The sequence below is a fragment of the Roseovarius nitratireducens genome, from assembly GCF_002925845.1.
Taxonomy (GTDB): Bacteria; Pseudomonadota; Alphaproteobacteria; order Rhodobacterales; family Rhodobacteraceae; genus Roseovarius; species Roseovarius nitratireducens.
The window spans coordinates 80,297-106,159 of the sequence record NZ_PDNI01000018.1; the positions used below are offsets into that span (position 1 = coordinate 80,297).

General features: G+C 67.1%; 27 protein-coding genes and 1 tRNA gene. 8 read left to right on the plus strand and 20 right to left on the minus strand.

Annotated elements, in window-relative coordinates:
- Positions 1 to 59: 59 nt before the first annotated feature.
- From CRJ03_RS03305 to CRJ03_RS03330, 6 genes are all read right to left on the minus strand, one after another.
- The gene (locus CRJ03_RS03305) at positions 60 to 368 is read right to left on the minus strand and encodes a type II toxin-antitoxin system RelE/ParE family toxin (protein WP_165375223.1); all 309 of its coding nucleotides are present in this window, start codon (positions 366 to 368) and stop codon (positions 60 to 62) included.
- Positions 365 to 622, minus strand: coding sequence for a type II toxin-antitoxin system ParD family antitoxin (locus tag CRJ03_RS03310; protein WP_104017499.1), 258 nt, complete (start codon positions 620 to 622; stop codon positions 365 to 367). The genes CRJ03_RS03305 and CRJ03_RS03310 overlap by 4 nt, the downstream gene beginning before the upstream one ends.
- A gap of 61 nt (positions 623 to 683) precedes the next feature.
- Positions 684 to 1,106 (minus strand): alternative ribosome rescue aminoacyl-tRNA hydrolase ArfB, encoded by a 423-nt coding sequence (arfB, locus tag CRJ03_RS03315; protein WP_104017500.1) that lies wholly within the window; start codon positions 1,104 to 1,106, stop codon positions 684 to 686.
- Between the two features lie 336 nt (positions 1,107 to 1,442).
- Positions 1,443 to 2,249 carry a penicillin-insensitive murein endopeptidase gene (gene mepA, locus CRJ03_RS03320; protein WP_439126614.1) on the minus strand — a complete coding sequence of 269 codons (807 nt, stop codon included), beginning with the start codon at positions 2,247 to 2,249 and terminating at the stop codon, positions 1,443 to 1,445.
- Positions 2,250 to 2,356: 107 nt separating this feature from the next.
- Positions 2,357 to 3,724, minus strand: a complete 1,368-nt coding sequence (locus CRJ03_RS03325) for an MFS transporter (RefSeq protein WP_104017502.1) — start codon at positions 3,722 to 3,724, stop codon at positions 2,357 to 2,359.
- Between the two features lie 54 nt (positions 3,725 to 3,778).
- A complete protein-coding gene (locus CRJ03_RS03330) occupies positions 3,779 to 4,330 on the minus strand; it encodes an acyl-CoA thioesterase (RefSeq protein WP_104017503.1) in 552 nt (183 codons plus the stop codon).
- A gap of 135 nt (positions 4,331 to 4,465) precedes the next feature.
- Here CRJ03_RS03330 and CRJ03_RS03335 point away from each other — a divergent pair, with 135 nt between their 5' ends.
- The 3 genes from CRJ03_RS03335 (at position 4,466) to yaaA (ending at position 7,673) form a co-directional block, all read left to right on the plus strand.
- Positions 4,466 to 4,753, plus strand: a complete 288-nt coding sequence (locus CRJ03_RS03335; protein WP_104017504.1) for a YggT family protein — start codon at positions 4,466 to 4,468, stop codon at positions 4,751 to 4,753.
- A 76-nt stretch (positions 4,754 to 4,829) separates the two neighbouring features.
- A complete protein-coding gene (gene recQ, locus CRJ03_RS03340; RefSeq protein WP_104017505.1) occupies positions 4,830 to 6,872 on the plus strand; it encodes a DNA helicase RecQ in 2,043 nt (680 codons plus the stop codon).
- Positions 6,873 to 6,908: 36 nt separating this feature from the next.
- Complete coding sequence (gene yaaA, locus CRJ03_RS03345) at positions 6,909 to 7,673, plus strand: peroxide stress protein YaaA (RefSeq protein WP_104017506.1); 765 nt, start codon at positions 6,909 to 6,911, stop codon at positions 7,671 to 7,673.
- On the opposite strand, the gene CRJ03_RS03350 is transcribed toward yaaA, so the two are convergent.
- Both CRJ03_RS03350 and CRJ03_RS03355 read right to left on the minus strand, forming a co-directional pair.
- The gene (locus CRJ03_RS03350) at positions 7,658 to 9,862 is read right to left on the minus strand and encodes a response regulator (protein WP_104017507.1); all 2,205 of its coding nucleotides are present in this window, start codon (positions 9,860 to 9,862) and stop codon (positions 7,658 to 7,660) included. The genes yaaA and CRJ03_RS03350 overlap by 16 nt on opposite strands.
- Positions 9,863 to 9,946: 84 nt before the next feature.
- Positions 9,947 to 11,122 carry an acetyl-CoA C-acyltransferase family protein gene (locus CRJ03_RS03355; RefSeq protein ID WP_104017508.1) on the minus strand — a complete coding sequence of 392 codons (1,176 nt, stop codon included), beginning with the start codon at positions 11,120 to 11,122 and terminating at the stop codon, positions 9,947 to 9,949.
- Positions 11,123 to 11,363: 241 nt separating this feature from the next.
- On the opposite strand from CRJ03_RS03355, the gene CRJ03_RS03360 reads away from it, so the two are divergent.
- Positions 11,364 to 13,037, plus strand: coding sequence for a hypothetical protein (locus CRJ03_RS03360; protein ID WP_165375224.1), 1,674 nt, complete (start codon positions 11,364 to 11,366; stop codon positions 13,035 to 13,037).
- On the opposite strand, the gene CRJ03_RS03365 is transcribed toward CRJ03_RS03360, so the two are convergent.
- From CRJ03_RS03365 to CRJ03_RS03380, 4 genes are all read right to left on the minus strand, one after another.
- Positions 13,021 to 13,746, minus strand: coding sequence for a metallophosphoesterase family protein (locus tag CRJ03_RS03365; protein WP_104017510.1), 726 nt, complete (start codon positions 13,744 to 13,746; stop codon positions 13,021 to 13,023). The two genes, CRJ03_RS03360 and CRJ03_RS03365, sit on opposite strands and share 17 nt — an antisense overlap.
- Before the next feature lie 369 nt (positions 13,747 to 14,115).
- Positions 14,116 to 15,264, minus strand: coding sequence for an alpha-D-ribose 1-methylphosphonate 5-triphosphate diphosphatase (locus CRJ03_RS03370; protein ID WP_104017511.1), 1,149 nt, complete (start codon positions 15,262 to 15,264; stop codon positions 14,116 to 14,118).
- Positions 15,261 to 15,995, minus strand: a complete 735-nt coding sequence (locus CRJ03_RS03375) for an alpha/beta hydrolase (protein WP_104017512.1) — start codon at positions 15,993 to 15,995, stop codon at positions 15,261 to 15,263. The genes CRJ03_RS03370 and CRJ03_RS03375 overlap by 4 nt, the downstream gene beginning before the upstream one ends.
- A gap of 437 nt (positions 15,996 to 16,432) precedes the next feature.
- Positions 16,433 to 17,686 (minus strand): FAD-dependent monooxygenase, encoded by a 1,254-nt coding sequence (locus CRJ03_RS03380; RefSeq protein WP_104017513.1) that lies wholly within the window; start codon positions 17,684 to 17,686, stop codon positions 16,433 to 16,435.
- A gap of 51 nt (positions 17,687 to 17,737) precedes the next feature.
- Here CRJ03_RS03380 and CRJ03_RS03385 point away from each other — a divergent pair, with 51 nt between their 5' ends.
- On the plus strand, positions 17,738 to 19,072 hold the full coding sequence (locus CRJ03_RS03385; protein WP_104017514.1) for an amidase: 1,335 nt from the start codon (positions 17,738 to 17,740) through the stop codon (positions 19,070 to 19,072).
- 311 nt (positions 19,073 to 19,383) lie between these two features.
- On the opposite strand, the gene CRJ03_RS03390 is transcribed toward CRJ03_RS03385, so the two are convergent.
- The 3 genes from CRJ03_RS03390 to hisF are packed head-to-tail and all read right to left on the minus strand — an operon-like array spanning position 19,384 to position 20,754.
- Entirely contained in the window at positions 19,384 to 19,674 is a 291-nt protein-coding gene (locus CRJ03_RS03390; RefSeq protein ID WP_104017515.1) for a Dabb family protein, read from the minus strand.
- A gap of 4 nt (positions 19,675 to 19,678) precedes the next feature.
- Positions 19,679 to 19,993: a phosphoribosyl-ATP diphosphatase gene (locus CRJ03_RS03395; protein ID WP_104017516.1), complete on the minus strand. Its 315-nt coding sequence runs from the start codon at positions 19,991 to 19,993 to the stop codon at positions 19,679 to 19,681.
- Positions 19,990 to 20,754, minus strand: a complete 765-nt coding sequence (hisF, locus tag CRJ03_RS03400; RefSeq protein ID WP_104017517.1) for an imidazole glycerol phosphate synthase subunit HisF — start codon at positions 20,752 to 20,754, stop codon at positions 19,990 to 19,992. The genes CRJ03_RS03395 and hisF overlap by 4 nt, the downstream gene beginning before the upstream one ends.
- Positions 20,755 to 20,856: 102 nt before the next feature.
- Here hisF and CRJ03_RS03405 point away from each other — a divergent pair, with 102 nt between their 5' ends.
- On the plus strand, positions 20,857 to 21,309 hold the full coding sequence (locus CRJ03_RS03405) for a DUF302 domain-containing protein (RefSeq protein ID WP_104017518.1): 453 nt from the start codon (positions 20,857 to 20,859) through the stop codon (positions 21,307 to 21,309).
- Between the two features lie 16 nt (positions 21,310 to 21,325).
- Here the strand turns inward: CRJ03_RS03405 and hisA are convergent, their stop codons facing one another.
- Positions 21,326 to 22,048, minus strand: coding sequence for a 1-(5-phosphoribosyl)-5-[(5-phosphoribosylamino)methylideneamino]imidazole-4-carboxamide isomerase (hisA, locus tag CRJ03_RS03410; RefSeq protein ID WP_104017519.1), 723 nt, complete (start codon positions 22,046 to 22,048; stop codon positions 21,326 to 21,328).
- 138 nt (positions 22,049 to 22,186) lie between these two features.
- Here hisA and CRJ03_RS03415 point away from each other — a divergent pair, with 138 nt between their 5' ends.
- Entirely contained in the window at positions 22,187 to 22,576 is a 390-nt protein-coding gene (locus CRJ03_RS03415; protein WP_104017520.1) for a DUF2147 domain-containing protein, read from the plus strand.
- 46 nt (positions 22,577 to 22,622) lie between these two features.
- The gene (locus CRJ03_RS03420; protein ID WP_104017521.1) at positions 22,623 to 23,054 is read left to right on the plus strand and encodes a VOC family protein; all 432 of its coding nucleotides are present in this window, start codon (positions 22,623 to 22,625) and stop codon (positions 23,052 to 23,054) included.
- Positions 23,055 to 23,412: 358 nt separating this feature from the next.
- Here CRJ03_RS03420 and CRJ03_RS03425 read toward each other — a convergent pair whose 3' ends face one another.
- The 4 genes from CRJ03_RS03425 to CRJ03_RS03440 form a co-directional block, all read right to left on the minus strand.
- Positions 23,413 to 24,360 carry a glutaminase gene (locus tag CRJ03_RS03425; protein WP_104017522.1) on the minus strand — a complete coding sequence of 316 codons (948 nt, stop codon included), beginning with the start codon at positions 24,358 to 24,360 and terminating at the stop codon, positions 23,413 to 23,415.
- The gene (hisH, locus tag CRJ03_RS03430) at positions 24,361 to 24,999 is read right to left on the minus strand and encodes an imidazole glycerol phosphate synthase subunit HisH (protein ID WP_104017523.1); all 639 of its coding nucleotides are present in this window, start codon (positions 24,997 to 24,999) and stop codon (positions 24,361 to 24,363) included.
- A 3-nt stretch (positions 25,000 to 25,002) separates the two neighbouring features.
- The gene (gene hisB, locus CRJ03_RS03435) at positions 25,003 to 25,590 is read right to left on the minus strand and encodes an imidazoleglycerol-phosphate dehydratase HisB (protein WP_104017524.1); all 588 of its coding nucleotides are present in this window, start codon (positions 25,588 to 25,590) and stop codon (positions 25,003 to 25,005) included.
- A 119-nt stretch (positions 25,591 to 25,709) separates the two neighbouring features.
- Positions 25,710 to 25,784 (minus strand) — tRNA-Gly (locus CRJ03_RS03440).
- Positions 25,785 to 25,863: the final 79 nt, after the last annotated feature.

Consider the following 25,863-nt stretch of genomic DNA (forward strand, 5'->3'; position numbering starts at 1 on the left):
GGGTCTGCGCCCCGCCGTGTGGGTATTTGTGCCAAGAAGAGGCCGGGATGGGTATGACGTCAGTCCTGTTCGTCCGCAAAACTCAGCGCCGCCCAGTTGCGTCGCTCATGCACCACCCGCAGGATCACGACATCCGACCCAACCTGACGGAAGAACACGAGGTGTTGCCCGGTTTTCAGCGATCGTGCACCCGGCACGAAGACGGACCGGTCGCGCCCTGTCCCCGGTGCGGCCACCGCGCGGGCGAAACATTCGAATATCCCGGAGACATAGGCTTCCGCTTGGGCCGGTCCCCATGTTGCGCTTGAATAATCCCAGATGTCATTCAGGTCGGCCATCGCCGCCCGTGTCAGGCGAAATCCCGTCACGCCGATGCTTTGCGCTTGGCGGCGAGGAAGCGTTCGGGATCGACGTCGAGGGTTTCACCGCTCGCCGCCTGCCTGTCGGCCTCCTCAAGGCTGGCCTTCAGTCTGTCGAACTCCAGTTCCGCCTCTTGACGTTCCAGTATCCGCAACCCCGCGCGCACGACATCGCTGGCCGAGTTGTAGCGGCCGCTTTCCACGGCGCGGGCGATGAACTCGTTGAAGTGGTCGCTGAGCACGACAGAGGTGTTGCGGGGCATGGGGCATCTCCTTTGACCGCAATGTACCAATTCCTGGTATCCGGTTCAATTGGCCCGGCCCTCACTCCTCGCCGTCCACGCGCCCGCGCAGCGCCTTGACCTCGCCGCGCTGCTTCTTCGCCGCCACGCGCTTGCGCTTCTGGTTGGCCGAGACCCGCGTCGGGACACGTCGCTTGGGCTTGACCGTGGCCTGCCGGATCAGCTCGGCCAGCCGGTCGCGCACGATCTCGCGGTTGCGGGTCTGGCTGCGGGTCTCGTCGCATTGCAGCACCACCGCGCCCTCCTTGGTCCAACGCCGCCCCGCCAACCGACGGAGCCGCGCCTTCACCGGGCCGGGCAGGTTGGGCGAGCGGTCGGCCTCGAAGCGCAGCTCGACCGCGCTCGCCACCTTGTTGACGTTCTGCCCGCCGGGACCCGAGGCGCGGATGAACTGCTCGGTCAGCTCCCAATCCTCGATGGCGATGTCGTCGGTAATCCTCAGCATGGGCAGATCCGGTTAACGCGGCGGTCGCAGGTTGGCGTGAACCGTGCGGTTCGAGCCGCGAACCTACAGGTTGAAAAGGGCCGCCCCGGTTCGGGACGGCCCTCCAGAAGTCACGGAGGCGGGCCGGTCAGGCACGCGCCAATCCGGGTGGCTTTCGCCTCGGGGCTGCCCTAGACGGCGGCCTCCCGGACTGTCCCGACACCTCGCTCCAATACCTCTATAGACACTGGACCACCTCCTTTCGCTTTGTTGAACCTGAGACAAGCGTGCCACAAATTCCGCTCATGTCAAAACAAAATCATGTGGCGGGGACAAAATCCGACGCAGGATGCTGATTCATTCGGCTTGCAGCACCGCCACGCATTGCCTCGGCAGGTCGGCCATCGTCAATTCGCGCCGGGGCTTGGGCTTGGGCGCGTCCGGGTCGGGCGGCGGCGGGTTCAGGATATTGCGCACCCATTGTTGCGCCTCGGCACAGCCATCGCCGGGCGGCGGCGCGGCCTGTTCCACACAACCTCTTGCATTTTCGGGACAATTCAAGCGCACATGGAAATGGTAGTGGTGCCCCCACCACGGCCGTACCTTGCGCAGCCAGGCGCGATCCCCGGTTTCGTCCTTGCACATCTGCACCTTGGCCCCGGGAAAGATGAAGATGCGCGCCGTGCGCGGGTCCTTGGCTGCAGCCTTGACGATCTCGTGTTGCGCGCGTGTCCAGTTGCCGTTGGTATAGGCACCATTCGCCCTTCTCATTGAAATCGAAGAGATATTTTCCCTCGCCGCGCGGTTCAGCGCCAGATCGTCGGCGGGCCGCAGCCAGATATCCGCGTCCAGCCCCATCTGGTGACTGCGATGCCCCGACAGCATCGGCCCGCCGCGCGGCTGGCTGATATCGCCGACGTAGAGCCCGTTCCAGCCCGGCTGCTGCGCCGCGCGGCGAGAGAGTTTCTGAATGAGATCAATAGTTTCCGGATGGCCCCAGTTACGGTTGCGGCTCAGGCGCATGGCTTGCCAGGTGGGGCCGCTTTCAGGCAGGGCCACTGCCCCGGCGAGACAGCCCTTGGCATAGCTGCCATAGGCGGCGGGCGCATGCTCGCTTCCGCGCGGCTGTGTGCCGAAAAGTTGTTTGGCATGAACACCTTGCATCGAGGCGGGGATGCTCTGGCTCGACAAGATGCCGGGGGTGGGCGCGCGTTCCTGCGCATCCATGCATCCGCCAAGCGCCAGTGATGCGATGAGTGTGGCGATGCATCTCATGATGTGCGATCTCCCTCGGAGTTGACCCATCTTAGCAGCAACAACCCGATTACGAAAAGCCCGATGACCGGCGCGATGCCGATCCGCGCGCTGCCTGACATGGTGGTGACGAGGCCGATCAGCGCCGGGGCGAGAAAGGCGGTGGCCCGTCCCGACAGCCCGTAAAGCCCGAAATTCTCGGTCGGGGCGGCGGGATCGGTGTGGCGCACCATGAGGGTCCGGCTTGCCGCCTGAAGGGTGCCGCCGAGGCCCCCGATCAGCACGCCGCAACCAAAGAATACAGCATCCGGAATGGCCGATCCCTCGGCCAGCGGGACGCCGAATATCTGGCTCCGGTCCATCCCCACGACCGTCACGCAGACCGCGATCAACCCCCAGATTGCGGTGATGATCACCGGCTTGGGTCCGAAGCGGGCGTCGAGTTTACCGCCCAGCCAGCTGAACAGCGCCGCCGAAATCGCGCCGACGATTCCGAAGATACCCACCGAGGTGATCGACCAGTTGAGCACGAGAATGGCGTAGGTGCCGCCGAAGCCATAAAGGCCGTTGAGCGCATCGCGGTAGAACATCGACGAGCCGAGATAAGCGCTCAGGCTCAGGCGATGGCGCAAGCCCTTGATCGTGTTGACAAGAAGCCCGAGCGCGTCGCGCATGCCGCGCCCCTGCCGCGGCGGGCCGGTATCGCGCACCCACAGGAAATAGGGGATCATAAAGAGTGCGAACCACAGCGCCGTGAACGGCCCGACAAAGCGCGTCCCCTCGCGCGCTGCTGCATCCAGGCCGAAAGCCGGGTCGAGGCCGATCAGGGTCTTGCCGCTCGGCTGTTCGACGAAGAGCGCCAGCATGAGCAAGAGCGACACCACCCCGCCCGCGTAGCCAAAGGCAAAGCCCGAGCCCGAGATCGCGCCGACCTCTTCCTCGTTACCGAGCGACGGAAGCTGCGAGTTGATGAAGATCAGCGCGTATTCCGCCCCGATGAAGCCGAGGCCGAAGGCCAGCAGGCCGAACCACAGGTTCGACCCGTCGGGCATCATCCCCCAGATCGACGCGGCCCCGACCACGTACATGAGCGAAAACACCATGATCCACGGCAGCCGCCGTCCCGTGGTGTCGGCGAAGGCGCCCATGATTGGCGCACCAAGCCCGATGATGAGCCCGCTGACCGTCAGCCCGGTGGACCACAGCGCCTGCGCGCGCGCGTCCGCCGCGTGCTCGGGCAGGCCGGTATTCATGTAATACTCGGCGGCGACAGAGGCAAAATAGGGGCCGAAAATGAAGGTGATGAGCAGCGTGTGATAAGGCTGGCTCGCCCAGTCGAAGAAAAACCAGCCCCAGATGCGCTTGCGCGTCGATATCGCCGCCATGCCGTCCCCCGCCCGTTTTCCGCGATAAGACAGGCTCGGGCGTGGGCTGGCAAGCTATTCCTCTATGGGGTCCTGCATCGGCGGCCAGGGGCGCGCGGCATCGGCCTCGATCCACGCTCGGACCCAGCCGGGCAGGGGCGGCGCGGCGAGCCCGGGGTGCCCAAGCGCGTCCAGCACGTCGGCAGGCGGCACGATCCCGTCGCGCCCGGTCACAGCCGCACGGTAGAGGATGTGGTTGGCGCACTCTCCGTCACGCCGCCACATGGATTGCTCAAGATACATGAACCGCGCATCCCACGACAAAAGCCGCGATCGCATCTCGATCCGGTCGAACATGCGGACGCGGCGGCGATATCGCACGCTCGCCCCCGCCATCGTCAGCCCCCAGCGTTCGCGCCGCAAGACCGTGATCAACCCGGTGCGGCCCGCGAGTGGGATGCGACCCAGATCGTAGAGGGTCAGCGTGCGCCCATTGTTTAGCTCGCGCCACAGGTCGATATCCCAGGGCAGGCAGGTGTGGTGCGAAACATGGGTTCCGGTGACCGGCAGCGGCGGGTCGTTGCGGTGGCGCCAAAGCTGCCAGAACAGGCGTATGACGGGATACATGGGGCGTCTCCGGTGGTTCCGGCGCGGCCTTGGCAGGCGGTTGGCCCGGCGTCAACCGCGACCGCGCGTCAGGCTTGCGCTCGCGCCCGAGCCCGCATAGGTCTTGGGGCGTTCAGACAAGAGGGCCAGGCCACCATGCAATCGCTTTTCCAGATCCTGATGCTGCTGCTCGATGTGCTTTGGTTCTTCGTCATCGCGCATGTCGTCATGTCCTGGCTCATCAATTTCCAGGTGCTGAACCTCCGGCAGCAACTGGTGGCGCAGATCTGGTACGTGCTTAACCGGCTGCTCGAGCCGCTCTATGCTCCGGTGCGTCGCATCCTGCCGAATATGGGGGGCATCGACCTCGCGCCGTTGGTGGTGCTGATCGGGGTCTACGCGCTGCGGATCATCCTGATGAACAATGCGGCGGCGTTTTACTGAGGCAAGGTCTTGTTCACCGAATCTTAGTGTGAAACACTTCCCGTAAGAGCAGATAATAAAATCTTACAGGACTGCCATGCCGAGCGCTGCCACGCTTTTGCGCGATGTCTTCGGGTTCGACGCGTTCCGTCCGGGGCAGGAAGAGATCGTCCACACCGTCGCCACCGGCTGCAACACGCTCGCCATCATGCCCACGGGGGGCGGTAAATCCCTGTGCTTCCAGCTACCTGCGATGATGCGCGAGGGGGTGACGGTGGTCATCTCGCCGCTCATCGCGCTGATGCGCGACCAGGTGCGGGCCTTGCGCGCGGCCGGGGTCGAGGCGGGCGCGCTCACCTCCGGCAATACCGAGGAGGAGACCGCCGAGGTCTGGGCCGCGCTAGAGGAGCGGCGGCTCAAGCTGCTCTACATCGCGCCCGAACGGCTCGCCGCCGGTACGGCGCTAGGGATGCTGCGGCGCATTGGCGTCAGCCTCATTGCCGTGGACGAGGCGCATTGCGTCAGCCAGTGGGGCCATGATTTCCGCCCCGATTACCTGCGTATCGGGGAGCTGCGCCGCGCGCTCAATGTTCCGCTTGCCGCCTTCACCGCGACCGCCGATGCCGAAACCCGTGACGAGATCGTGGTCAAGCTCTTCGACGGACAGCCGCCGCAGGTCTTCCTGCACGGCTTCGACCGGCCCAACATCCATCTCGCCTTTGCCGCCAAGGACAAGCCGCGCCAGCAGATCCTGAGCTTTGCCGCCGCACGCAAGGGACAATCCGGCATCGTCTATTGCGGCACCCGTGCCAAGACCGAGAGCCTCGCGCAGGCGCTCTCCGAGACCGGGCACAACGCCTGCGCCTATCACGGCGGGATGGAGGCCGATCGGCGCCGCCATGTCGAGCACCGCTTCAACACCGAGGACGGGCTGATCGTGGTGGCCACTGTCGCCTTCGGCATGGGCGTGGACAAGCCCGATATCCGCTGGGTCGCCCATGCCGACCTGCCTAAATCCATCGAGGCCTACTACCAGGAAATCGGGCGCGCCGGGCGCGACGGCGCGCCTGCCGAGACGCTCACCCTCTATGGCCCCGACGACATCCGCCTGCGCCGCAGCCAGATCGACGAGGGGCTCGCCCCGCCTGAGCGGCGCGGGGCGGATCACGGGCGGCTCAATGCGCTCCTGGGTCTTGCCGAGACGCTGGAATGCCGCCGGGTAGCGCTGTTGCGCTACTTCGGCGAGCAGGCCACGCCCTGCGGTCATTGCGACCTGTGCGAGACGCCGCCCGAGACATTCGATGGCACCGAGGCGGTGCAAAAGGCGCTCTCGGCGATCCTGCGCACCGAGGAACGCTTTGGTGCCGGGCATCTGATCGACATCCTGACGGGCAATGCGACGGACAAGGTGCGCGCCCGCGGGCATGACGATCTGCCCACCTTTGGTGTGGGCCGCGACATGGACCGGCGCGGCTGGCAGGGGGTATTTCGCCAGATGATGGGACACGATCTGGTACGCCCCGATCCCGAACGGCACGGTGCCCTGTTGATGACCGAGGCCGCCCGCCCCGTCCTGCGGGCCGAGACCCCGATCCGCCTGCGCCGCGAGGTGGCGGGCCGCACGCCGCGCCCGGCGGTCAAGGCGCTGGTCTCGGAGGAGGATGCGCCGCTCCTGTCGGCGCTCAAGGCGAAACGCCGCGCGCTGGCCGAGGCGGCGGGCGTGCCGGCCTATATCGTCTTCAATGATCGCACGCTGATCGAGATGGCCGAGACCCGGCCCGCCGATCTCGACGCGATGGCCCGGATCGGGGGCGTGGGCGCGACCAAGCTGGAGCGGTACGGCGCGGCATTTCTCGAGGTCATCAACGGCGCGGTGGAAGAGGTGCATCCGACCCGACGCAAGCTCGCGGGGCGCGCGGCGGGCGAGGTCTATGACCGGCTGATAGAGGTGCAGCGTGACCTGGCGCGCGGCGATTGTGGCACGCTGCGCCCCCTGTCCTGCACCCATTCCACCCTTCGCCAGATCGCCGAGCGGCGGCCCTCGACGCTTGAGGCGTTGGAACGCCTGCCCGGCATGGGGCCGCAAAAGGCCGAACGTTTCGGCCCGGCCTTTCTGGACGTTCTGCGGATGGCGGGCTAACTCACACCCGTTGCCGTCACGAGAGGGATTTCGCGCATGCTGGTTGTCGTCTCACCCGCCAAGAAGATGGACATGAGTCCCGCTCACGGTATCACGCCCACGCGCCCCGCCTTTCGCGCCGAGGCCGAAGAACTGGCGCAGGTGGCGCGCGGCCTCGACGCGGGCGAGTTGCAAAAGCTGATGAAGATCAGCGACAGCCTCGCCCGGCTTAACGTTGACCGGTTCTCCGCTTTCGGCACGATGGAGGTGAAGCCTGCCGCGCTCGCCTTTGCCGGTGACACCTACCAAGGGCTGGAGGCCGGCTCGCTGGACCCGGACGAGATGGCCTGGGCACAGGATCATTTCCGTATCCTGTCCGGGCTTTATGGTCTCTTGCGTCCGCTCGATGCCATCGAGCCCTATCGTCTGGAAATGGGCAGCCGTCTCGCGACTGACCGTGGCAAGACGCTTTACGACTACTGGGGTGACAAGATCGCCCGGACGCTCAAGGCGCAGGCCGAGGAGATCGGCACCGATACGCTTGTGAACTGCGCGAGCCAGGAATATTTCAGCGCGGTCGATCTGGCCGCGCTCGGGCTGCGGGTGGTGACGCCGGTGTTCATGGAAGAGCGGGGCGGCGAGCCAAAGATCGTGAGCTTCTACGCCAAGCGCGCGCGCGGCGCGATGGCACGTTTCATCATCCAGAATCGGTTGTGTGACCCGGAGAGCCTCTCTGATTTCGACACCGGTGGCTACCGGCACGCGCCCGCCTTGTCAGCGCCCGACCGGCCCGTGTTCCTGCGCGATCAACCCGCTACCTGAGCCGCTGCGCGCTCGGGCGGGCGCAACGCCGGGTCTGCCGCCGCGGTGATGTGTTCGACGATGGCCGCGCGCTTGAGCGGCTTGGGCAGGTAGTGATCGAGCCCGGCGGCGAAGATATCGGCATCGTCCCCCGACATTGCATGGGCGGTCATCGCCACGATCGGTACGTGCCCGCCCGTGTTGGCCTCGATCATGCGGATGGCGCGGGTGGCATCCTTGCCGTCCATCTCGGGCATGGATATGTCCATGAACACGATATCGGGCACCACGCTCTGAAAAAGCGCGACCGCCTCGCGCCCGTTCTCGGCGAAGGTCAGGTCTATATCGAGCGTCTGCACCATCTTGGAAAAGACGAGTCGGTTAGTTTTGTTATCCTCGGCGGCGAGCACCCGCATCGCGCGCGGTGTGACGGGGGCGCGGTCCATGCCGCATCCGTCACCGGCTGAGGCGATGACAGGATCCGGCGCGGAGAGCGCGGCAAGCGCGGTGATGAGATCACGCCGCACCACCGGTTTCTGGAGCACCGCCCGAACGTCGCCATACGCTGGATCCTGCGCGGCGCTGCCGGAATTGCTGCTTAGCACGATGACGTGCATAGCATACCCCCCCGCGCGCAGCGCGGTGGCAAGCTCGAACCCGTCCATGCCCGGCATGTGGTGGTCGCAGATCACCAGATCGGGCGCATTGGCGGCAACAAGATCGAGCGCGGCGCATGCATCCGCACAAGTGGTCACCCGCATACCGAGCGCGCCAAGCTGGCGTTCTAGAAGTGCACGGCAGGTATCGTGCGGCTCGACCACCAGCGCGCGCGTGAGCGCCGGGTCGGGGCGGGTTTCCTCAGACATGCCTGCCTCGACCGAGGGCAAGGGCAGCGAGAGCCCGAAGGTCGAGCCGCGCCCCTGTTCGGACTCGACCCACAGATCGCCGCCCATGAGCCGCACCAGCTTGCGCGAGATGGCGAGGCCGAGCCCGCTGCCCTCGAACTTGCGGCTTTGCGCGTCGTCGGCCTGGTTGAATTCGCCGAATATGTGATCGAGCTTGTCGGGTGGAATGCCGATGCCGGTATCCTCGATGGTGACGCGAATATCGGCTTCAGCCCCCTCACTAGCCTGCATGCCGGTGACGCGGATCATCACGTGCCCGGCCTCGGTGAACTTGACCGCGTTGCCCACGAGGTTGGTCAGGATCTGGCGGATGCGTCCCGGATCGCCGATGAACCGCGTCGGCAGGAACAGGTCGTAATCCACCAGCAGGTCGATCCCACGATCGCGAGCATGGGCCTGCATCAGCGTGACAAGCTCGTGAATGCAACGCTCCAGGTCGAAGGGCTCGGGATGCAGGACGAGCCTGTCGGCCTCGATCCTGGAATAGTCCAGCACGTCGTTGATGATGACGAGAAGCGCCTCTGCCGAATGCTTGATGGTGTTGACATAGAGCTGCTGCTCGTCGTCGAGCGAACCCTCCATCAGCAGGTCGGCCATGCCGACAACCCCGTTCATCGGTGTGCGGATTTCGTGGCTCATATTGGCGAGAAAGGCGGATTTGGCGCGGTTCGCGGCCTCGGCACGGCGGCGGGCCTCTTTCAATTCCTTCTCGTAGCGGATCGTGGCGGTGATGTTCTGCACCAGGCTAACCATGTCGCCGCCTGCGCCGCGCCGGTCGGTGAGGCGGATATAATGCCCGTTCCACAACCGGATTACTTCGGGCTCGGGGGCGGGACCCTGCCAGCGGTCGAGCATACGCTCGCGCCAGGCATGCGGACTCATGTCGCCGATATTGACGATGCCCTCCTCGGTGATGACCTGCAAAATCTCAATATAGCTAGCACCTGGCCGAACCGCCTCGACCCCGTCGAACGCGGCAAGCCAGGCGTCGTTGGCGGCGATCATCCGGCTGTCGGCATCGAAGAAGGCAAAGCCATCCTCGATCGTCTGGATCGAGTGCCAGAGTCGGCGTTCTGCGATCTCGATCTTCTGGTAGGCGACGCTGAGATCGGATTTGACGCGCTGGTTCTCGTTGCGCACGGTCTGGACTTCGGCGCGTGTCTCGGTGATCTCGTGACTGAGCGCGCGGGCATGCAGCCCGAGCTTGCGGTTGGCGGCGTGCAGTTCCGCCTGTTTCTGTTCCAGCAGACGTTCGGCGGCGAGGCGCGCGCGCCGTTCCTCTGCCAGCTTGTTTGCCAGGCTCATGCCCGCCCTCCGCCGCGCCGGATCGTGGTCATCCCACAATCCGGCATCGTCGTGAACAAGCGGTTAAAGCTTGAAAATAAAGGCTCAGAGCGCCTCGATCGCGAGCGCGATGCCCTGGCCGCCACCGATGCACATGGTGATGAGCGCGCGTTTGCCCCCGGTCCGCTCGAGCTCGTAAAGCGCCTTGACGGTGAGGATTGCCCCGGTGGCGCCGACGGGGTGGCCGAGTGCGATGGCGCCGCCATTCGGGTTGACGCGGGCGGCGTCAAGACCGAGGCCCTTGTTGACCGCAAGTGCCTGGGCTGCAAAGGCTTCGTTGGATTCCACCACGTCGAAATCCGAGGCCGACAGCCCGGTGCGCGCCAGCAGTTTTTCCACCGCCGGGACCGGGCCGATGCCCATTACCTCGGGGCGCACCCCGGCATGGGCATAGCCCAGAACCCGGGCGCGCGGCTTGAGGCCCGCGCCCTCCGCAGCCTCGGCACGGGCAAACACGAGCGCGGCGGCACCGTCGTTGATTCCGCTTGCATTTCCGGCGGTTACGCTGCCGTCTTTCTGGAATACCGGGCGCAGACCGGCGAGCGCCTCGGGTGTCGTGGGCTTGGGGTGCTCGTCGGTGTCGAAGGGGACCATGTCGCGCTTCACGCGCACCTCGACCGGCACGATCTGCGATTTGAACCGTCCCTCTTCGATGGCGAGCGCCGCGCGGCGCTGGCTCTCGAGCGCGAAGGCGTCCTGATCGGTGCGGCTAATCCCATGTTCCGACGCGACATTTTCCGCCGTCACGCCCATGTGGCCGGTGCCGAAGGGGCAGTTGAGCGCGCCGAGCATCATGTCGCGCGTTGTTACGTCGCCCATCTTGGCGCCCCAGCGCTGATCGGGGATGATGAAGGGCGAGCGGCTCATGTTCTCGACACCGCCGGCGAGGCCGAAATCGGCATCGCCCAGCATCAGGGATTGCACAACGGAAACAATGGCTTGCGCGCCGGAGCCGCAGAGGCGGTTGACGTTCATCGCGGGCGCCGTGTCGGGAATGCCGGCGTCGATGGCGCTGACACGGCTGACATACATGTCGCGCGGCTCGGTGTTGATGACATGGCCGTAGACCACGTGACCGATCTGCCCACCCTCGACGCCGGATCGCGCAAGTGCTTCTTTTGCAACGATAGTTCCGAGCGTGGTGGGCGACGTGCCCGCGAGGCTGCCGCCGAACGTGCCGATAGCGGTGCGGCAGCCGTCGAGAATCACGATATCGGTCATGGGGGTCCTCCCTGTCTGGTTGCGCGCAGAGTAGCCACAGGGGGTCCGCGAAGGCAACGGTGACATGGGGGCGCATCGGGCGAACCTGCAGGTTCAGCGCACGAACCGGGAGGTTCGCGGGGGCAGCGCGCGGCTTGTCAGGGAATGGGTAAGGTGGTTGTCTGGGGCACGCCCCGATATCCCCTTGCGCGAGTGAGATGTGATGACGATCCGGACCTATGACGACATCGAAGAGGCGATGTTGACCACCGCCGAGAAGACGCTGCTGAAGAACTGCCGGGCGGGGGAGCCGACAGTTCTGGGGGATGGCAAGCTACCCGCTGGCCCGAGCGATGCGCGGACCGTCCGGGCGGACCTGCTGCGCTACCTGATCTGCGGCGGGTGCGAGACGTGCCCGACGCAGGATGCAGGGGTGGCTCTGATGGGGGCCTATGTGACGGACACGCTCGACCTGGATTTCGCGACGGCGAAGGGGACGACCGGGCTTCATGCCTGCCGGTTCGAAAACCGAATCAAGGCGCTGCAAGCGCGGTTCGAATTCCTGATCCTCAGTGACAGCCACCTTCCGGGGCTCAACGCGCAGGGCGCACATGTATCAGGCGATGTGTTTCTGCGTGAGATCACTGCGACAGGGGAAGTGCGGCTCTCCGGAATCAAGATCGGCGGGCAGTTGGCTTGCAATGGTGCGCGTTTCTCGAATGCAGGAGGCAAAGCGCTTAATGCGCAGCGCGCAAGAGTGGCTGACGGTGTGTTTCTACGCATGGTGAAGGCGGAAGGAGAAGTGAATTTCGTTGGTGCTATAATTCATGGACAGTTGGCCTGTGACGACGCGCAGTTCCTGAATGCCGGGAGTAAAGCGTTTTATGCGCAGAGTTCTCAGGTGACTGACTCCGTTTTTATGCACAAGGTTTACGCGGAAGGAGAGGTGAACCTAACTGGGGTCCGGATCGGCGGGCAGTTTGCCTGTCTAGCCGCTCGGTTCGACAATTCAGAGGGCAAGGCAGTTAATGCGCAGAATATGGGGGCAGAGGACTTTCACTGGCATGGGGTCAAGGCGGTCCGCGGAGCAGTCGACCTGAACGCTGTGCATGTGGTGAATTTGGTCGATGACGCTGAGAGTTGGGAGAAGGTCGGGCACCTCCATCTCAACGGGTTTCGGTATGAGAGCATTCACGGACCGATGGACACGCGGATGCGGTTGAAATGGCTGGCCAAGGATGCCGAGACGGCACACGACTTTCGCCCGCAGCCCTATGAGCAGCTTGCGCATGTGATGCAAAGCATGGGGCATACAGGCGACGCGCGGCGGGTACGGTTGGAGAAGGAAATCCTGCTGTCGAGGGACTGGAAACGCCGCGCACTCGATGAGCAGAAACACTTGCGCGAGCGGCGCGATGCGCAGGTGACGCCGCTTGATCATCATCAAATACAGAACCGGCTGGCCCGCCTCTGGCTGGAACTTCGCATCATGCCGCTCTGGCACGGGGCGTTGCGCCTGATGGTCGGCTACGGCCACGCGCCACAGCGGGTTCTGTATTGGGTAGTGGGCACGATTGCCGCAATGGGATCGTTCTATCTCTGGGTCTGGAACTTTGGCGGCATGGTTCCGAATTCCGATATCATCCTTACCTCGCCGCACTGGGCGCAGGCGATGGCGGCCAATCCCGACATGCCTGCATTGGCGTGGGAGGCGTCGGAGGTGGGGCAGCATTACCAGACCTTCGCCGCCGCGACCTATGCGGCGGATGTGTTCATCCCGCTGGTCGATCTGGGGCAGGAGGCGGCCTGGACCGCAACCACGGCGACCGCATGGGGCAGTGTGGCATGGGTGCTTTCGTGGTTTCTCAAGCTGTTCGGTTGGATCGTCACCGCCGTGGGGGCGGCGGCGATCACCGGGATCATCCGGCAGGAGTGAGCAGGGTGCGGCCGGTGTCGTCCAGAAGCCAGCAGTCGCGGCCCTCGAACACCGCGGGCCAGAGCGCGCGGCCAAACCCGGCGCCGCCGTCGAGGTCGATGCGGTTGCCGAAATGGGCGGGGTGGTCGAGCGCGGTGTGGCCGTGGACCACCAGCCACGGGTGCGGGTCGGGGTGGTCGAGAAACCCCGCGCGGATCCACATCAGATCGTCGGGGTCCTGGGCGTTGAGCGCGATACCGGGGCGGATCCCGGCGTGGACGAAGAGCAGCGGCCCGGCCTTGTGCCAGAGCGGCAGGGAGGCAAGCCAGTCGCGATGCGTCTGCGGCACCTCGGTTCGGGCCTCGGCATGGGCCACCTCCGGGTCGGGTGCGGCGACGCCGTAGGAGGCGAGCGTCGCGGTCCCGCCGAGGTGGAAGTGGAGCCACGCCAGTCCCGAGGACACGCGCGGCGAATGCAGTGTCGCGCTGTCGAGGAAGTCCAGGAACATCTGGTCGTGATTGCCGCGTAGCACCGTCCACGGGCGACCCTCGGCCTGGCCCAGCATCAGCCGCTCGATCACCGCGCGGCTGTCGGGGCCGCGATCCACGAGATCGCCGAGAAACACCACCCGCGCGCCCGGCCCGCCATCGCGGGCGATGCGGTCGAGCGCCTCTTCGAGCAGGGCGTCCTGCCCGTGGATGTCGGGGATTGCATAGATCGGATCGGTCATGGCGGCATGTAGAGCGCGGGTGGGGCGCGATGTCCAGAGGCGCGCCCGTTCATGGTGTCACGCTGCCCGGTGGCGGGGGGATGGGTGACGTGATGAATGGTCTGGAGGGGACCCTCACAGCTTGGTGCCAATGCGCGGAGTAAAGGCGCGTTCACGCGCCGCCGCGCAGCGCCCGACCGCCCCCCGGGCGGGCGCTTTTGTGACGTCTAACTCCGCACAATTGTTGCAGTACTTGGTACCATAAAGCGAGGACCACACCCGTTTGAGCGCCCACCCGCGGTCGGGCGCTGCGCGGCACCTCGACCGTTGCATGGAATGGCAGGAACAGGCCAACCGCCGCCGCCCGGCGCCGCGTGTCAGGCGGCAGCCCTAGCCCAGGAACCGCGCCGCCGCCTCGCCGGAGAGGTAGCTCACCCGCCCGCCGCTGATCGTGGCCGTGACCCGGCGGGTGGCCGGGTCGATCACCGTGAGGTCGGCGCGCAGGCCGGGCCGCAATTCGCCGCGGTCGTCGAGTCCGAGCATCCGCGCGGGCCCGCGCGAGACGAGGGACCATGCCGCCGCGAGGTCGCAGATGCCGGCATCGACGAGGGCGAAGGCCGCGCGGGCGAGCGAGGGCGGGTGGTAGTCCGAGGCGAGCGCGGTGACGAGACCGGCGGCCACCATCTCGCGCGCCCCGGCGTTGCCCTTGTGCGATCCGTCGCGCACCAGGTTGGGTGCCCCCATCACCACCGCGTCGCCCATCTCGCGGGCGGTCTCGGCCGCGGCCACCGTCTCGGGGAACTCTGCGATGCGCGCGCCGCGGGCATGGGCGGCGTGGCGATCCCCGGCGGTGGTGTCATCGTGGCTGCCAAGGCGCACGCCTTGGGCGGTGAGCCGCGCGGCGAGGGCGTCGAGGGCGGCGGGTACCTCGGCGGCGTTGCCGTGCAGGCGCTGGAGCAGAGCGAGATGCGCCTCGGGGCTGCGCCCGGCCTTGAGCGCCTGCCCGGTGAGGCGCGGCGGGCGTTTGTCGGCAGCCAGTGCCGCGTGGGGGACATGGTCGTTGAACACCACGTAGCCGACGCGGTGGCGCGCGACCATTTCCTCGAGCGCGGGGTAGGCATCGAGAAACGCGGTTTCCAGCCGGAGCTGGACGCGCAGGTCGGTGGCGAGCCCGTCGCGCGCATGATCGAGCGCTGAAAGCATCCGGGCGGCGAACTCTGGCCCGCGCATCCCACCCTCCCAGCTGACGAACTGCGCCAGCATCGCGGTGGAGATGCCGCTTGCCGCCAGCTCGGCCTCGGCGGCGGGCAGGCCGAGGGCGGGCTCGGCGAGGGCGCCGCGGCGCGGGGCGAGGTGATGCTCGAACCCGTCGCCATGCGCGTCCACCATCCCCGGCAGCACGAGAAAGCCTGACAGGTCTACGCGGCGCGGGGCGGGATCGTCGGTTATCAGCCCGTCGCGCAGGCTGAGCGGGCCGGGGCCGGGGCCGTCGGGCCAGAGAAACTCGGCCCCCGTCAGCGTGAGCGCGGGCAGGTTCATTTCTCGTCACGCCCGAAGATCACGTCGGCGAGCGTCAGGTCGGGATCGAAGCGGCCATGCGCGAGGAACTCTGTCACCTGCGCGATGACCAGCGGGTTGTTCATCATGAAGGTATGCGTGACCGGCAGGGTGATGTGATCGGCCATGCCCTCTACCCGGGTGGAGGCGACCGAGACCTTGCCATCGTCCGGCCCCGCGATCAGCGAGGAGAAATACGGGTTGAGCGAGCGGTTGCCCGCGATCACGCCGAGCTCGAAATCCACCGGCGGCAGGGTTTCGGGCAGGCCCTCGGGCCCGGTTTCAAGCTGCATCCCCGCCGGACCGTTGAGCCAGCGAAAGAGTTCCAGCCCGCCCAGCTCGTCCACCAGCTGGCTGCCGTGGTTGGGGGGGGCGAGCATCACCACGCGGCCCAGGTTGGCGGGGCGCTGCTCGGCCAGCCAGGCGCGGAGCAGGATGCCGCCCATCGAATGGGTGACAACATGGGTGGTGGTGTCGCCGCAGACGCGGAAGGCGAAGGGCAGGATGTCCTCGGCCAGCCGTGCGATGCGGTCCTCGGTGGAGGGGTAGCCGGGGCTGTAGACGTCGAGGCCGCGTGCCTCGAGCGTCTCCTGCATCACGAGGAAGGACGCGTCGCTGCGCGCCAGCCCGTGCAGAAGCACGACGCAATCGGCCCGCGCCGGGGCGGCGGCGAGGGTGAGGGACAGGGAGAGGAGGAGGGCGCGCCCGATCATGGGTTCGAGATAGGGGGAAAGGGGGCAGGAGGGAAGAGTGCACCGAGCCGGCGCGGAAATTTCGGCGGGTGATGGGGCCGGGCATGTGGTGGACAATGAGGCGGTGCGGGGGGACGGAGAATGGTCTGGAGGGGTCTTTCAGCGCAAGGCTTGGGGGGGCCGCGCAGCGCCCGACCGCCGGGTGGGCGCGAATGCGGTTGTGCTGTGCGATTTATGGTGCAGTATACTTCTTATATTACCGCTACATGAGCCGTTGAGGAGCGCCCGCCCGAGGGGGCGGTCGGGCGCTGCGCGGCGGCGCGTTCCGCGCCTTGATTCCGCGCATTGGCACCAAGTTGTGAGGGTCCGCTTCAGGCCATTCACGACGCGCCCCACGCCCGCATATGGTCGTGCGGGCCGGTAGCCCGTCTCGGGCGGCTGGCGCTACGGCTGTCCTCTCACGCCTTCATCAGCGCGGGCAGGTCGCCGGTGAGGCCCGCCGCCTCGCGGATGAAGCCGCGGCGCAGGGCGGGCATGTGGCCGATGGCGCCCATGCCGAGATCGCGGGCCGCGCGCAGGAACGGGTTGTCGTTGGAGAAGAGCCGGTTGGTGAGGTCGGTGGCCATCGCCAGCGTGGCCGTGTCGAAGCGCCGCCATTGCTGGTAGCGCCGCAGAACGTCCGCCGCGGCGATATCCTCGCCGCGGCGCGCGGCCTCGGTCAGGACCTGCGCCAGCGCCGCCACGTCGCGCAGCCCGGCGTTGAGCCCTTGCCCCGCGATCGGGTGCATCCCGTGCGCCGCGTCGCCCACGAGCGCGAGGCGCGGGGCGATGAAGCTCTGGGCGACGGTGAGCGAGAGCGGGTAGGTGTAGCGCTTGCCACGGAGCCGGATATCGCCGAGGAAATCGCCGAAGCGCGGGTGCAGCACCTCCATGAATTCGGCATCGGAGAGGGCGGCGAAGCGCGCGGCGGTGGCGTCGGTCTCTGACCAGACGATGGAGCTGACATTGCCGGGCAGCGGCAGGATGGCGAGCGGGCCGGGGGGCATGAAGAACTGGTGCGCGATGCCGTGATGGGGCAGCGCGTGCTCGATGGCGGCGACGAGGGCGGTCTGGCCATAGCCCCACCCGGTGCGTTTTATCCCCGCCCGCGCGGCGGTGCCCGAGCCGCGCCCGTCGGCCCCGATGAGCAGATGCCCGCGCCGCGCCTTGCCCGAGGCGAGGGTGACGGACACGCCGGTGGCGTCTACCTCTTGCCCCGTCACCGTGTCATTCGAGACCTGCGCGATGCGGGGCTCCTCGGCCATCGCCTCCATCAGCGCGCGGCGCAGGAAGCGATCCTCGAGCATGTGGCCCATCGGGCCTTCCTCGATCTCGGCATGGTCGAAATGCATGAAGAATGGCGACGCCCCCTGGCCCGCGCGCCCGTCGGAGACCTTGATTTCCAGCATTGGCTGGGCGTTTTCCGCCACCCGGTCCCAGACCCCGAGATTGCGCAGGAGCCGCACCGAGGCCAGCGCCAGCGCATAGGCGCGCCCGTCGAAGGCGGCGTTCTTGCGCGCGGGTTCGGGCAGGGCGTCGATCACCGTGCTGGAAAGCCCCGCCCGTGCCGCCGCGAGCGCGAGGGCCGGGCCGTTGAGCCCGCCGCCGACGATGAGGAGATCGCTGTCATGGTCCATGCCCCTCAATATGTCGGTGCGCGCGGGATTGTCCATGCGCAGCTCTGCCGCTAGCAAGGAGCGGAGCACGAAAAACGGGAGCGGGCGATGCAGGACTGGCTGATGATGAGCGCGGGCGATCTGGGGCGTGGGATCGGTCGGGGAGAGATCGACGCGGAGGCGCTGTGCGATACCTACCTGGCCGCGATCGCCGCGCATCCCGCGCGCGACCGCATCTACAGCGCGGTGACCGAGGACCGTGCCCGCGCCGAGGCGGCGGCGGCGGGCGCGCGCGCGAAGGCCGGGCAGCGGCGCGGGCCGCTCGACGGGGTGCCGGTGAGCTGGAAGGACCTCTTTGACAGCGCGGGCGTGGCCACCGAGGCAGGATCAGCGCTGCTGGCGGGCCGGGTGCCCGTGCGCGACGCGGAAGTGCTGCGCAACGCCACCGCGGGGGGGCTGGTGTGCCTGGGCAAGACGCATATGAGCGAGTTGGCGTTTTCCGGGCTGGGGCTCAACCCGATCACCGCGACGCCGCCCTGCGTCAACGACGCGGAGGCCGTGCCGGGCGGGTCGTCCTCGGGGGCGGCGGCGAGCGTGGCCTTTGGCCTGGCTGCCTGCGGGATCGGCTCGGACACGGGCGGGTCGGTGCGCATCCCCTCGGCATGGAACGACCTGGTGGGGCTCAAGACCACCGCGGGGCGGGTGTCCTGCGAGGGCGTGGTGCCGCTTTGCGCGCGTTTCGACACGGTGGGGCCGCTGGCGCGCAACGTCGAGGATGCGGCGCTTGCCCTGGCGGCTATCGAGGGCGGACGGTCCGCCGATTTGCGGGGCGCGTCGCTGAAGGGCGCGCGGTTTGCCGCGCTGCAAACGGTGGTGATGGATGATCTGCGCGAGGGCCCCGAGGCCGCCCACGCCGCTGCCATCGCGATGCTGCGCGAGGCCGGGGCGGTGATCGACGAGATCGCCGCGCCGGAAGTGGCCGAGGCGATGCCCTTGTCGCCGGTGCTTTATACAGGCGAGGCCTATGGGCTGTGGCGCGACGAGATCGAGGCCGCACCGGAGAAGATGTTCGCGCCGATTCTCGAACGGTTCCGCGGCGGGGCCGCATTCTCGGCCGCCGATTACGTGGCTGCGTGGCGCAAGCTCGACAGCTTGCGCGCGGCGTGGCACGCGCGGGTGGCGGGGTATGACGCGGTGCTCATGCCCGCGGCGCCCAACCTGCCGCCCGATCAGGCGCGGCTGATGCGCGACGACGAGTACTATGTCACCGAGAACCTGCTGACGCTGCGCAACACGCGGGTGGGCAACCTGATGGGGCTGTGCGCGGTGACGCTGCCAACGGGGGTGCCAAGCTGTGGCATCATGCTGTGCGGCAAGCCCAATCAGGAGGAGCGGCTGCTGCGCGTCGCTGCGGCGGCGGAGGCGGCGCTTGGCACGTCGTGAGCGGTCGGTCATGGTGCGGGATGGGGGTGGTTGGCCTTTTGCTGCCAATTGGCACGTCGGTCGGGGAGCCGCGCAGCGCCCGACCGCGGGGGGGCGCTCAAACGCTTGTGGTCTTCACTTTATGGTGCAGAATACTTCAACGATTGTGCGGGTTTGGACGTTGCAAAAGCGCCCGCCCGGGGGGCGGTCGGGCGCTGCGCGGCGGCGCGCAAGCGCGCCTTGATTCCGCGCATTGTCACCAAGACCTGAACGACCGCTCAAGGCCAGAACCTACACCTGCCATCCGAGTCTAAGATCGCCCCGGCGGGCCCTCAGCCGGCCTTGAAATCTGCGGCGATGCGCAATTCGCGCAGCGGGCGCACGCGGGCGATACAGGCGGCATAGACGGGATGCGCCTTGTAGGCGGCGAGCGCCTCTTCGTTGTCGAACTCGGCATAGACGACGAGATCGACCCGGTCGGCGGATATGGCGTCGCTCTGGAGGTTGCGGCCCACCTCGAAATGGCTGGAATGCGGGATATCCGCGAGCATCATCAGCCCCTCGCGGATGTGCTCGACATCCTCCGGGTTGGTGGCGGAAAAGAAGACGATATGGCGGATCATGGGCTCAGTCTTTCGGGCGGGACGCTTTTTCATTCAGGCCGGATGTGCCCTGGCGGCGCGCCAACTCTGTCATCACGTCATCCAGCGCCACCCCGCGCGATTGCAGCATGACGAGCAGGTGAAAAAGCACGTCCGCCGCCTCTGCCGTCAGGCCCTCGCGGTCGCCCTTGACCGCCTCGATGATCGCCTCGACGGCCTCCTCGCCGAATTTCTCGGCGCATTTCTCGGGGCCTTTCGCGAGCAGTTTCGCGGTCCAGCTATCGGACGGGTCGGCGCCGGCGCGGTCGGCGATGATGCGGGCGAGATCGTCGAGGGTCATCGCGAAAGCCTCATCGGGATGCCTGCGGCGGCCATGTGGGCCTTGGCCTCGGCGATGGAATAGGTGCCGAAGTGAAAGATCGACGCGGCGAGGACGGCGGAGGCATGCCCCTCGGTCACGCCCTCGACGAGGTGGTCGAGCGTGCCGACGCCGCCGCTTGCTATCACCGGGATGTCCACCGCGTCGGCGATGGCACGGGTGAGGGGAATGTTGAAGCCTTGCTGCGTGCCGTCGCGGTCCATCGAGGTGAGCAGGATTTCGCCCGCGCCCTTGCTTGCGACAAGCCGGGCAAAGTCGACCGCGTCGATGCCGGTGGGTTTGCGGCCACCGTGGGTGAAGATTTCCCACTTGCCGGGCGCGACGGTCTTGGCGTCGATGGCCACCACGATGCATTGGCTGCCAAAGCGGTCGGCGGCGCGGGCCACCACGTCCGGGTCGGCCACGGCGGCCGAGTTGAAGCTGATCTTGTCGGCACCTGCGAGCAACAGCGCGCGCACGTCCTCGGGGGTGCGCACGCCGCCCCCCACGGTGAGCGGGATGAAGCATTGCTCGGCGGTGCGGCGGACCACGTCGAACATGGTGCCGCGATTCTCGTGGGTGGCGTGGATGTCGAGGAAACACAGCTCGTCCGCGCCCGCCGCGTCATAGGCGCGCGCGGCATCGACCGGGTCGCCCGCGTCGCGCAGATCGACGAAATTCACACCCTTGACCACGCGGCCATCGGCGACGTCGAGGCAGGGGATGATCCGGGTCTTGAGCATATTGTTGCCGTTACAGGAATTTCACGGCGTTGTTTATGGGCATTCCGGTCCGGATGCCAGAGGATGCGCGCATTATCTGTTCTGGAATCGAGGGAGTTTATCATGAAGCGTTTTCTTGCAGCGGCGGCGATGGTCATGGCGGGGCTGCCCGCGCTGGCCAGCAGTGACGATATCGTCAAGGTCAAGTCCTACTCGGACGTGGGCACCACGATGGACCGGCTGGAAGCGGCGGTGACGGGCGCGGGTGCCAACGTATTCGCGCGTGTCGATCATGCCGCCGGCGCGGCGTCGGTCGATATGGAGCTTGCGCCCACGCAGGTGCTGATTTTCGGCAACCCCAAGATCGGCACGCAGGCGATGCAGGATGACCCGGTGGCGGGGCTGTTCCTGCCGATGAAGGTGCTGGTCTATCGCGACGGGGCGGGGCAGGTGTGGCTCGCCTACGAGGACCCCAAGGAGATGTTCGACGACCTCGCGATCGACGATGACGCCGAGTATATCAAGATGATGACCGGCGCGCTGGGAAAGCTGACGGCGAAGGCGGCGGGGCAGTAACGTCCCTGCGCCGCGCTCAGCCCTTGAGCGCGGCGAGTGCGGCGCGCAGGTCGAGCGCGCCGTCGTAGAGCGCGCGGCCCGAGATGGCGCCGTTGAGCGATGCGCCGCAATCCCTGAGCGCGATCAGGTCGTCGAGCGAGGACACGCCGCCCGAGGCGATGACGGGGATTTGCACGGCGCGGGCGAGCGCTGCCGTTGCCTCGATATTCGGGCCCTGCATGGCGCCGTCGCGCTCGATATCGGTGTAGATGATCGCGGCGACGCCCGCGTCCTCGAAGGAGCGCGCGAGGTCGGTGGCGTCGACCTCCGTCACCTCGGCCCAGCCCTTGGTGGCGACGCGGCCCGCGCGCGCGTCGATGCCCACGGCGACCTGTCCGGGAAAGGCGCGGGCGGCCTCGCGCACGAGGCTGGGGTTCTCGACCGCGATCGTGCCCAGGATGACCCGCGCGAGCCCCTTGGAAAGCCACGCCTCGATGGTGGCCATGTCGCGGATGCCGCCGCCAAGCTGCGCGGGAACGCGGGCCTCGGCGAGGATCGCCTCGACCGGGGCGGCATTGACCGGCGCGCCGGCGAAGGCGCCGTTGAGATCAACGAGGTGCAGCCATTCGCAGCCCGCCTCGACAAAGGCGCGCGCCTGCGCCGCCGGGTCGTCGTTGAATACCGTGGCGCGGTCCATGTCGCCGCGCAGGAGGCGCACGGCCTGCCCGTCCTTGAGGTCGATGGCGGGGTAGAGGATCATCGGCGGAGCCCTTCGCTGACTGTGTCCGGCGCGCTTATGCAGGCGCGGCGCGGGATTTGCAACGCGACCCCACGTCAGGCTTGATTTGGCCCCGGCCTTGGGCTCAGGTTTTGCGCGATATCTCAGGGAGGAGACGAGATGCGTAAACTGGTGATGATGGCGGCCGTTCTGGGCCTTGGGGCGGGAATGGCGTCTGCCGAGCCGCTTCTGGGCATGTGGCAGACGGCCAAGGATGACAACGGGCATTTCGGCCTCATCCAGGTGGCCCCCTGCGGCAACAAGCTGTGCGGCAAGCTGGTGAAGTCCTACGACGAAAACGGCAACGAGACGCAAAGCGACCATATCGGGCGCAATATCATCTCCGAGACGGTCCCCGTGGGCGGCGGCGAATACAAGGGCAAGGTCTACAGCCCCGACCGCGACAAGACCTACAATTCCAAGCTGGAACTGAAGGGCGAGCGCCTTGAGGTCAGCGGCTGCGTGATGTTCATCTGCCGCGACGGGGGCACCTGGCGCAAGATGCAGTGAGCGCCGCGCGGTTTCGCGCGCCGCCGCGCCGCGCTATGATGGCGGCATGAGTGACACCGACCTGCCCGCCGCGCCCGCGCCCGCCATTCTCGAAGCCGCGCTCTATGCCGCCGACCTGGACGCGGCGGAGCGGTTCTATGGCGGGGTGCTGGGGCTGGAACGGGTCGTCCGGGTGGGCGCGCGGCACGTTTTCTATCGCGTGGGCGAGGGCGTGCTGCTGATCTTCAACCCCGGGGAGACGTGCAAGCCGCCCTCGAACCCCGATATGCCGGTGCCGCCGCATGGCGCGCAGGGGCCGGGGCATTTCTGTTTCGCGGTGGACGGCGCGGCGCTCGACGCGTGGCGCGCGCGGCTGGAGGCGGCGGGGGTGGAGATCGAGGCGGATTTCCACTGGCCGAACGGTGCGCGCTCGATCTATTTCCGCGATCCGGCGGGGAATTCCCTGGAGATGGCCGAGCCGAAACTGTGGGCGCGGTAGTGTACAGGGGCTGGGTCTGGCCTGGAGCGGACGTTGCAGTGAGCCGCGCCATCGCATGTCCGCGGGCAGGCGATCCAACGGCTGTTCAGGGCACTTTATTTCTGCTTTCCCGAAAAACATGCAATCGGCGCGCTAGCTTAGCCAAATCGCCTGTCCGGGGGGCGGACAGGCGATGGCGCGGCGGCCTTCGGCCTTGATTCCGCGCCGGGACCAGACGGCAACGTCCCCTCCAGGCCATCCGCGACGCGCGCCTAGCCGCATGTCCGCAGCATGTCACGCCAGACCACCACTTGGCACAGTGTGCCGGGTGTCAGGCACCAGCGCATCAAGGTCCGCTCACAGCGTTGCGTGCGGCCTTTCAGACCCCGCCATCCGGCCCGAAGACCGACCAGCCGGTGCGCGCGGCCAGCCGTTCCATCGCCTGTGTGCCGAGGTGGGAATTGCCGTAGTGGTTGAGCCCCGGCGACCACACCGCGACCGACGCCACCCCCGGCACGATGGTCAGAATCCCGCCGCCCACGCCGCTCTTGCCCGGCAGGCCCACGCGAAAGGCGTAATCGCCCGACCCGTCGTAATGCCCGCAAGTCATCATCAGCGCGTTGATGCGGCGGATGCGGGCCTGTGACACGAGGCGGGGGGCGCCCGCGCCGCCCACCAGAAAGAGCCCGGCATTGGCGAGTTGCGTGCAGGTCATCTCGACCGCGCATTGGTGGAAATAGGTTCCCAATGTCATCTCGGGTGGGTTGCTGAGGTTGCCATGCGAGCGCAGGTAGTGGGCGAGCGCGAAATTGCGGTGGCCGGTAGTGGTCTCGGAGGCGGCCACGCGGTCATTGATATGGATTGCCTCGTCCCCCGCCGCCGCGCGAATGAAGCGCAGGAGCGCGCCCAGCGCCTCGCGCGGGGTGGCGCCTTCGAGCACGGCATCGGTGGTCACGATGGCGCCCGCGTTGATGAACGGGTTGCGCGGGCGGCCCTTCTCCAGTTCCAGCAGCAGCATGGAGTCGAAGGAATGGCCCGAGGGCTCGCGCCCGACGCGATTCCACAAACGGTCGCCGAGCCGACCCAGGGCGAGTGCCAGCATGAACAGCTTGGAGACCGACTGGATCGAGAACGGCACAGCCGCGTCGCCCGCCGTCAGCGTGGGCTGTCCGGGCCGCGCGATGGCGATGGCGAATTGATCGGGGTCGATGGCGGCGAGTTCGGGGATGTAGTCGGCCACCTTGCCGCGGTCGCGGCTGGCGCGGGCCTCTGCCGCGATCTCTTGGAGGATCGCGGGGAGTAGGTCTGGTGCCGTGTCCACGGCCATTCAGGGCCGCCAGCGCAGGAAATTGGCGATGAGGCGCAAGCCGGTGGCCTGGCTCTTCTCGGGGTGGAACTGCGTGCCGAGGATGGTGTCGCGCCCGACGATGGCGGTGACGCGCGCGCCATAATCCACATGCGCCACGAGATGGGCGGGGTCGTCCACGCGGAAATGGAAGGAATGCACGAAATAGGCGTGATCGCCTGTCGCGATCCCGGCGAGCACCGGGTGGGCGTGGTCGATGACCAGATCGTTCCAGCCCATGTGCGGCACCTTGAGCGCGGGGTCGGCGGGGGTGATCGCCTCGACCGTGCCGCCGATCCAGTCGAAACCGGGGGTTTCGCCGTATTCCATCCCGCGCGTGGCCAGCATCTGCATGCCGATGCAGATGCCGAGGAAGGGGCGGCCCGCCCGCGTGACCGCGTCCTCGATCGCCTCAAAGACGCCGCGATGATCGTAGAGTTCGCGGCGGCAGGCGGGGAAAGCCCCGTCACCGGGCAGCACGATCCGGTCCGCGTGGCGGATGGTATCGGGGTCGGCGGTGACGATGACCTCGCCAGTCCCCGTCTCGCGCGCCATGCGCTGAAACGCCTTTTGGGCCGAGTGCAGGTTGCCGCTCTCGTAATCGACGATGACGGTGGTCATTATTTACAAGCTGCCCTTGGTGGAGGGGATCGCGTCGGATTTGCGCGGGTCGCTCTCCATCGCGTCGCGCAGGGCGCGGGCGACGGCCTTGAAGGCGGCCTCGGCCATGTGGTGGCTGTTGATCCCCGCGAGCGTCTCGACATGGAGGGTGATGCCGCCATGGGTGCTGAACGCCTGGAAGAATTCGCGCACGAGTTCGCAATCGAACGTGCCGATTTTCGCGGTGGGCAGGTCCATGTTCCACACCAGATAGGGCCGTCCCGACAGGTCGAGGGCGGCGCGCACGAGCGCGTCGTCCATCGGCAGCAGGCAAGCCCCGTAGCGGCGGATGCCGCGCTTGTCGCCGATGGCGTGGGAGAGCGCCTGCCCGAGGGCGATGCCGACGTCCTCGACGGTGTGGTGATCGTCGATATGCAGATCGCCCTTGCAAGCCACGGTCATGTCGATCAGCGCGTGGCGTGCCAACTGGTCGAGCATGTGATCGAAGAAGCCGACGCCGGTACGGTTGTCGTAGCTACCGGTGCCGTCGAGCGCGATCTCGACGGTGATATCGGTCTCGGCGGTCTTTCGGGTGATCCGGGCGTTGCGCATGGGGCCTCCGCTATTGCGTGGGTGCTCTATACTGCGGGCCGCGCCCGCGCGAAAGGGGCAAGCGCCGACCGGGCAGGGCGGTACGCCCCGTAAATCCCGTGATGTGGTCTTGGGAAAAATGGAGCGGGCGAAGAGATTCGAACTCTCGACCCTTACCTTGGCAAGGTAATGCTCTACCCCTGAGCTACGCCCGCGTCCTTGGGTGAGGTGGGAGATACAAAGCCTCGGCTGGGGCTGCAAGAGGAAAATTGCAGGCGCGGCGCAGAAAATTCG

Excerpts from the sequence above, each read along its gene's own strand:
- CRJ03_RS03310 (WP_104017499.1), bottom strand. The coding sequence starts at position 622 with ATGCCCCGCAACACCTCTGTCGTGCTCAGCGACCACTTCAACGAGTTC.
- arfB (WP_104017500.1), bottom strand. The coding sequence starts at position 1,106 with ATGCTGAGGATTACCGACGACATCGCCATCGAGGATTGGGAGCTGACC.
- mepA (WP_439126614.1), bottom strand. The coding sequence starts at position 2,249 with ATGCAAGGTGTTCATGCCAAACAACTTTTCGGCACACAGCCGCGCGGA.
- CRJ03_RS03325 (WP_104017502.1), bottom strand. The coding sequence starts at position 3,724 with ATGGCGGCGATATCGACGCGCAAGCGCATCTGGGGCTGGTTTTTCTTC.
- CRJ03_RS03330 (WP_104017503.1), bottom strand. The coding sequence starts at position 4,330 with ATGTATCCCGTCATACGCCTGTTCTGGCAGCTTTGGCGCCACCGCAAC.
- CRJ03_RS03335 (WP_104017504.1), top strand. The coding sequence starts at position 4,466 with ATGCAATCGCTTTTCCAGATCCTGATGCTGCTGCTCGATGTGCTTTGG.
- recQ (WP_104017505.1), top strand. The coding sequence starts at position 4,830 with ATGCCGAGCGCTGCCACGCTTTTGCGCGATGTCTTCGGGTTCGACGCG.
- yaaA (WP_104017506.1), top strand. The coding sequence starts at position 6,909 with ATGCTGGTTGTCGTCTCACCCGCCAAGAAGATGGACATGAGTCCCGCT.
- CRJ03_RS03350 (WP_104017507.1), bottom strand. The coding sequence starts at position 9,862 with ATGAGCCTGGCAAACAAGCTGGCAGAGGAACGGCGCGCGCGCCTCGCC.
- CRJ03_RS03355 (WP_104017508.1), bottom strand. The coding sequence starts at position 11,122 with ATGACCGATATCGTGATTCTCGACGGCTGCCGCACCGCTATCGGCACG.
- CRJ03_RS03365 (WP_104017510.1), bottom strand. The coding sequence starts at position 13,746 with ATGACCGATCCGATCTATGCAATCCCCGACATCCACGGGCAGGACGCC.
- CRJ03_RS03370 (WP_104017511.1), bottom strand. The coding sequence starts at position 15,264 with ATGAACCTGCCCGCGCTCACGCTGACGGGGGCCGAGTTTCTCTGGCCC.
- CRJ03_RS03375 (WP_104017512.1), bottom strand. The coding sequence starts at position 15,995 with ATGATCGGGCGCGCCCTCCTCCTCTCCCTGTCCCTCACCCTCGCCGCC.
- CRJ03_RS03380 (WP_104017513.1), bottom strand. The coding sequence starts at position 17,686 with ATGGACAATCCCGCGCGCACCGACATATTGAGGGGCATGGACCATGAC.
- CRJ03_RS03385 (WP_104017514.1), top strand. The coding sequence starts at position 17,738 with ATGCAGGACTGGCTGATGATGAGCGCGGGCGATCTGGGGCGTGGGATC.
- CRJ03_RS03390 (WP_104017515.1), bottom strand. The coding sequence starts at position 19,674 with ATGATCCGCCATATCGTCTTCTTTTCCGCCACCAACCCGGAGGATGTC.
- CRJ03_RS03395 (WP_104017516.1), bottom strand. The coding sequence starts at position 19,993 with ATGACCCTCGACGATCTCGCCCGCATCATCGCCGACCGCGCCGGCGCC.
- hisF (WP_104017517.1), bottom strand. The coding sequence starts at position 20,754 with ATGCTCAAGACCCGGATCATCCCCTGCCTCGACGTCGCCGATGGCCGC.
- CRJ03_RS03405 (WP_104017518.1), top strand. The coding sequence starts at position 20,857 with ATGAAGCGTTTTCTTGCAGCGGCGGCGATGGTCATGGCGGGGCTGCCC.
- hisA (WP_104017519.1), bottom strand. The coding sequence starts at position 22,048 with ATGATCCTCTACCCCGCCATCGACCTCAAGGACGGGCAGGCCGTGCGC.
- CRJ03_RS03415 (WP_104017520.1), top strand. The coding sequence starts at position 22,187 with ATGCGTAAACTGGTGATGATGGCGGCCGTTCTGGGCCTTGGGGCGGGA.
- CRJ03_RS03420 (WP_104017521.1), top strand. The coding sequence starts at position 22,623 with ATGAGTGACACCGACCTGCCCGCCGCGCCCGCGCCCGCCATTCTCGAA.
- CRJ03_RS03425 (WP_104017522.1), bottom strand. The coding sequence starts at position 24,360 with ATGGCCGTGGACACGGCACCAGACCTACTCCCCGCGATCCTCCAAGAG.
- hisH (WP_104017523.1), bottom strand. The coding sequence starts at position 24,999 with ATGACCACCGTCATCGTCGATTACGAGAGCGGCAACCTGCACTCGGCC.
- hisB (WP_104017524.1), bottom strand. The coding sequence starts at position 25,590 with ATGCGCAACGCCCGGATCACCCGAAAGACCGCCGAGACCGATATCACC.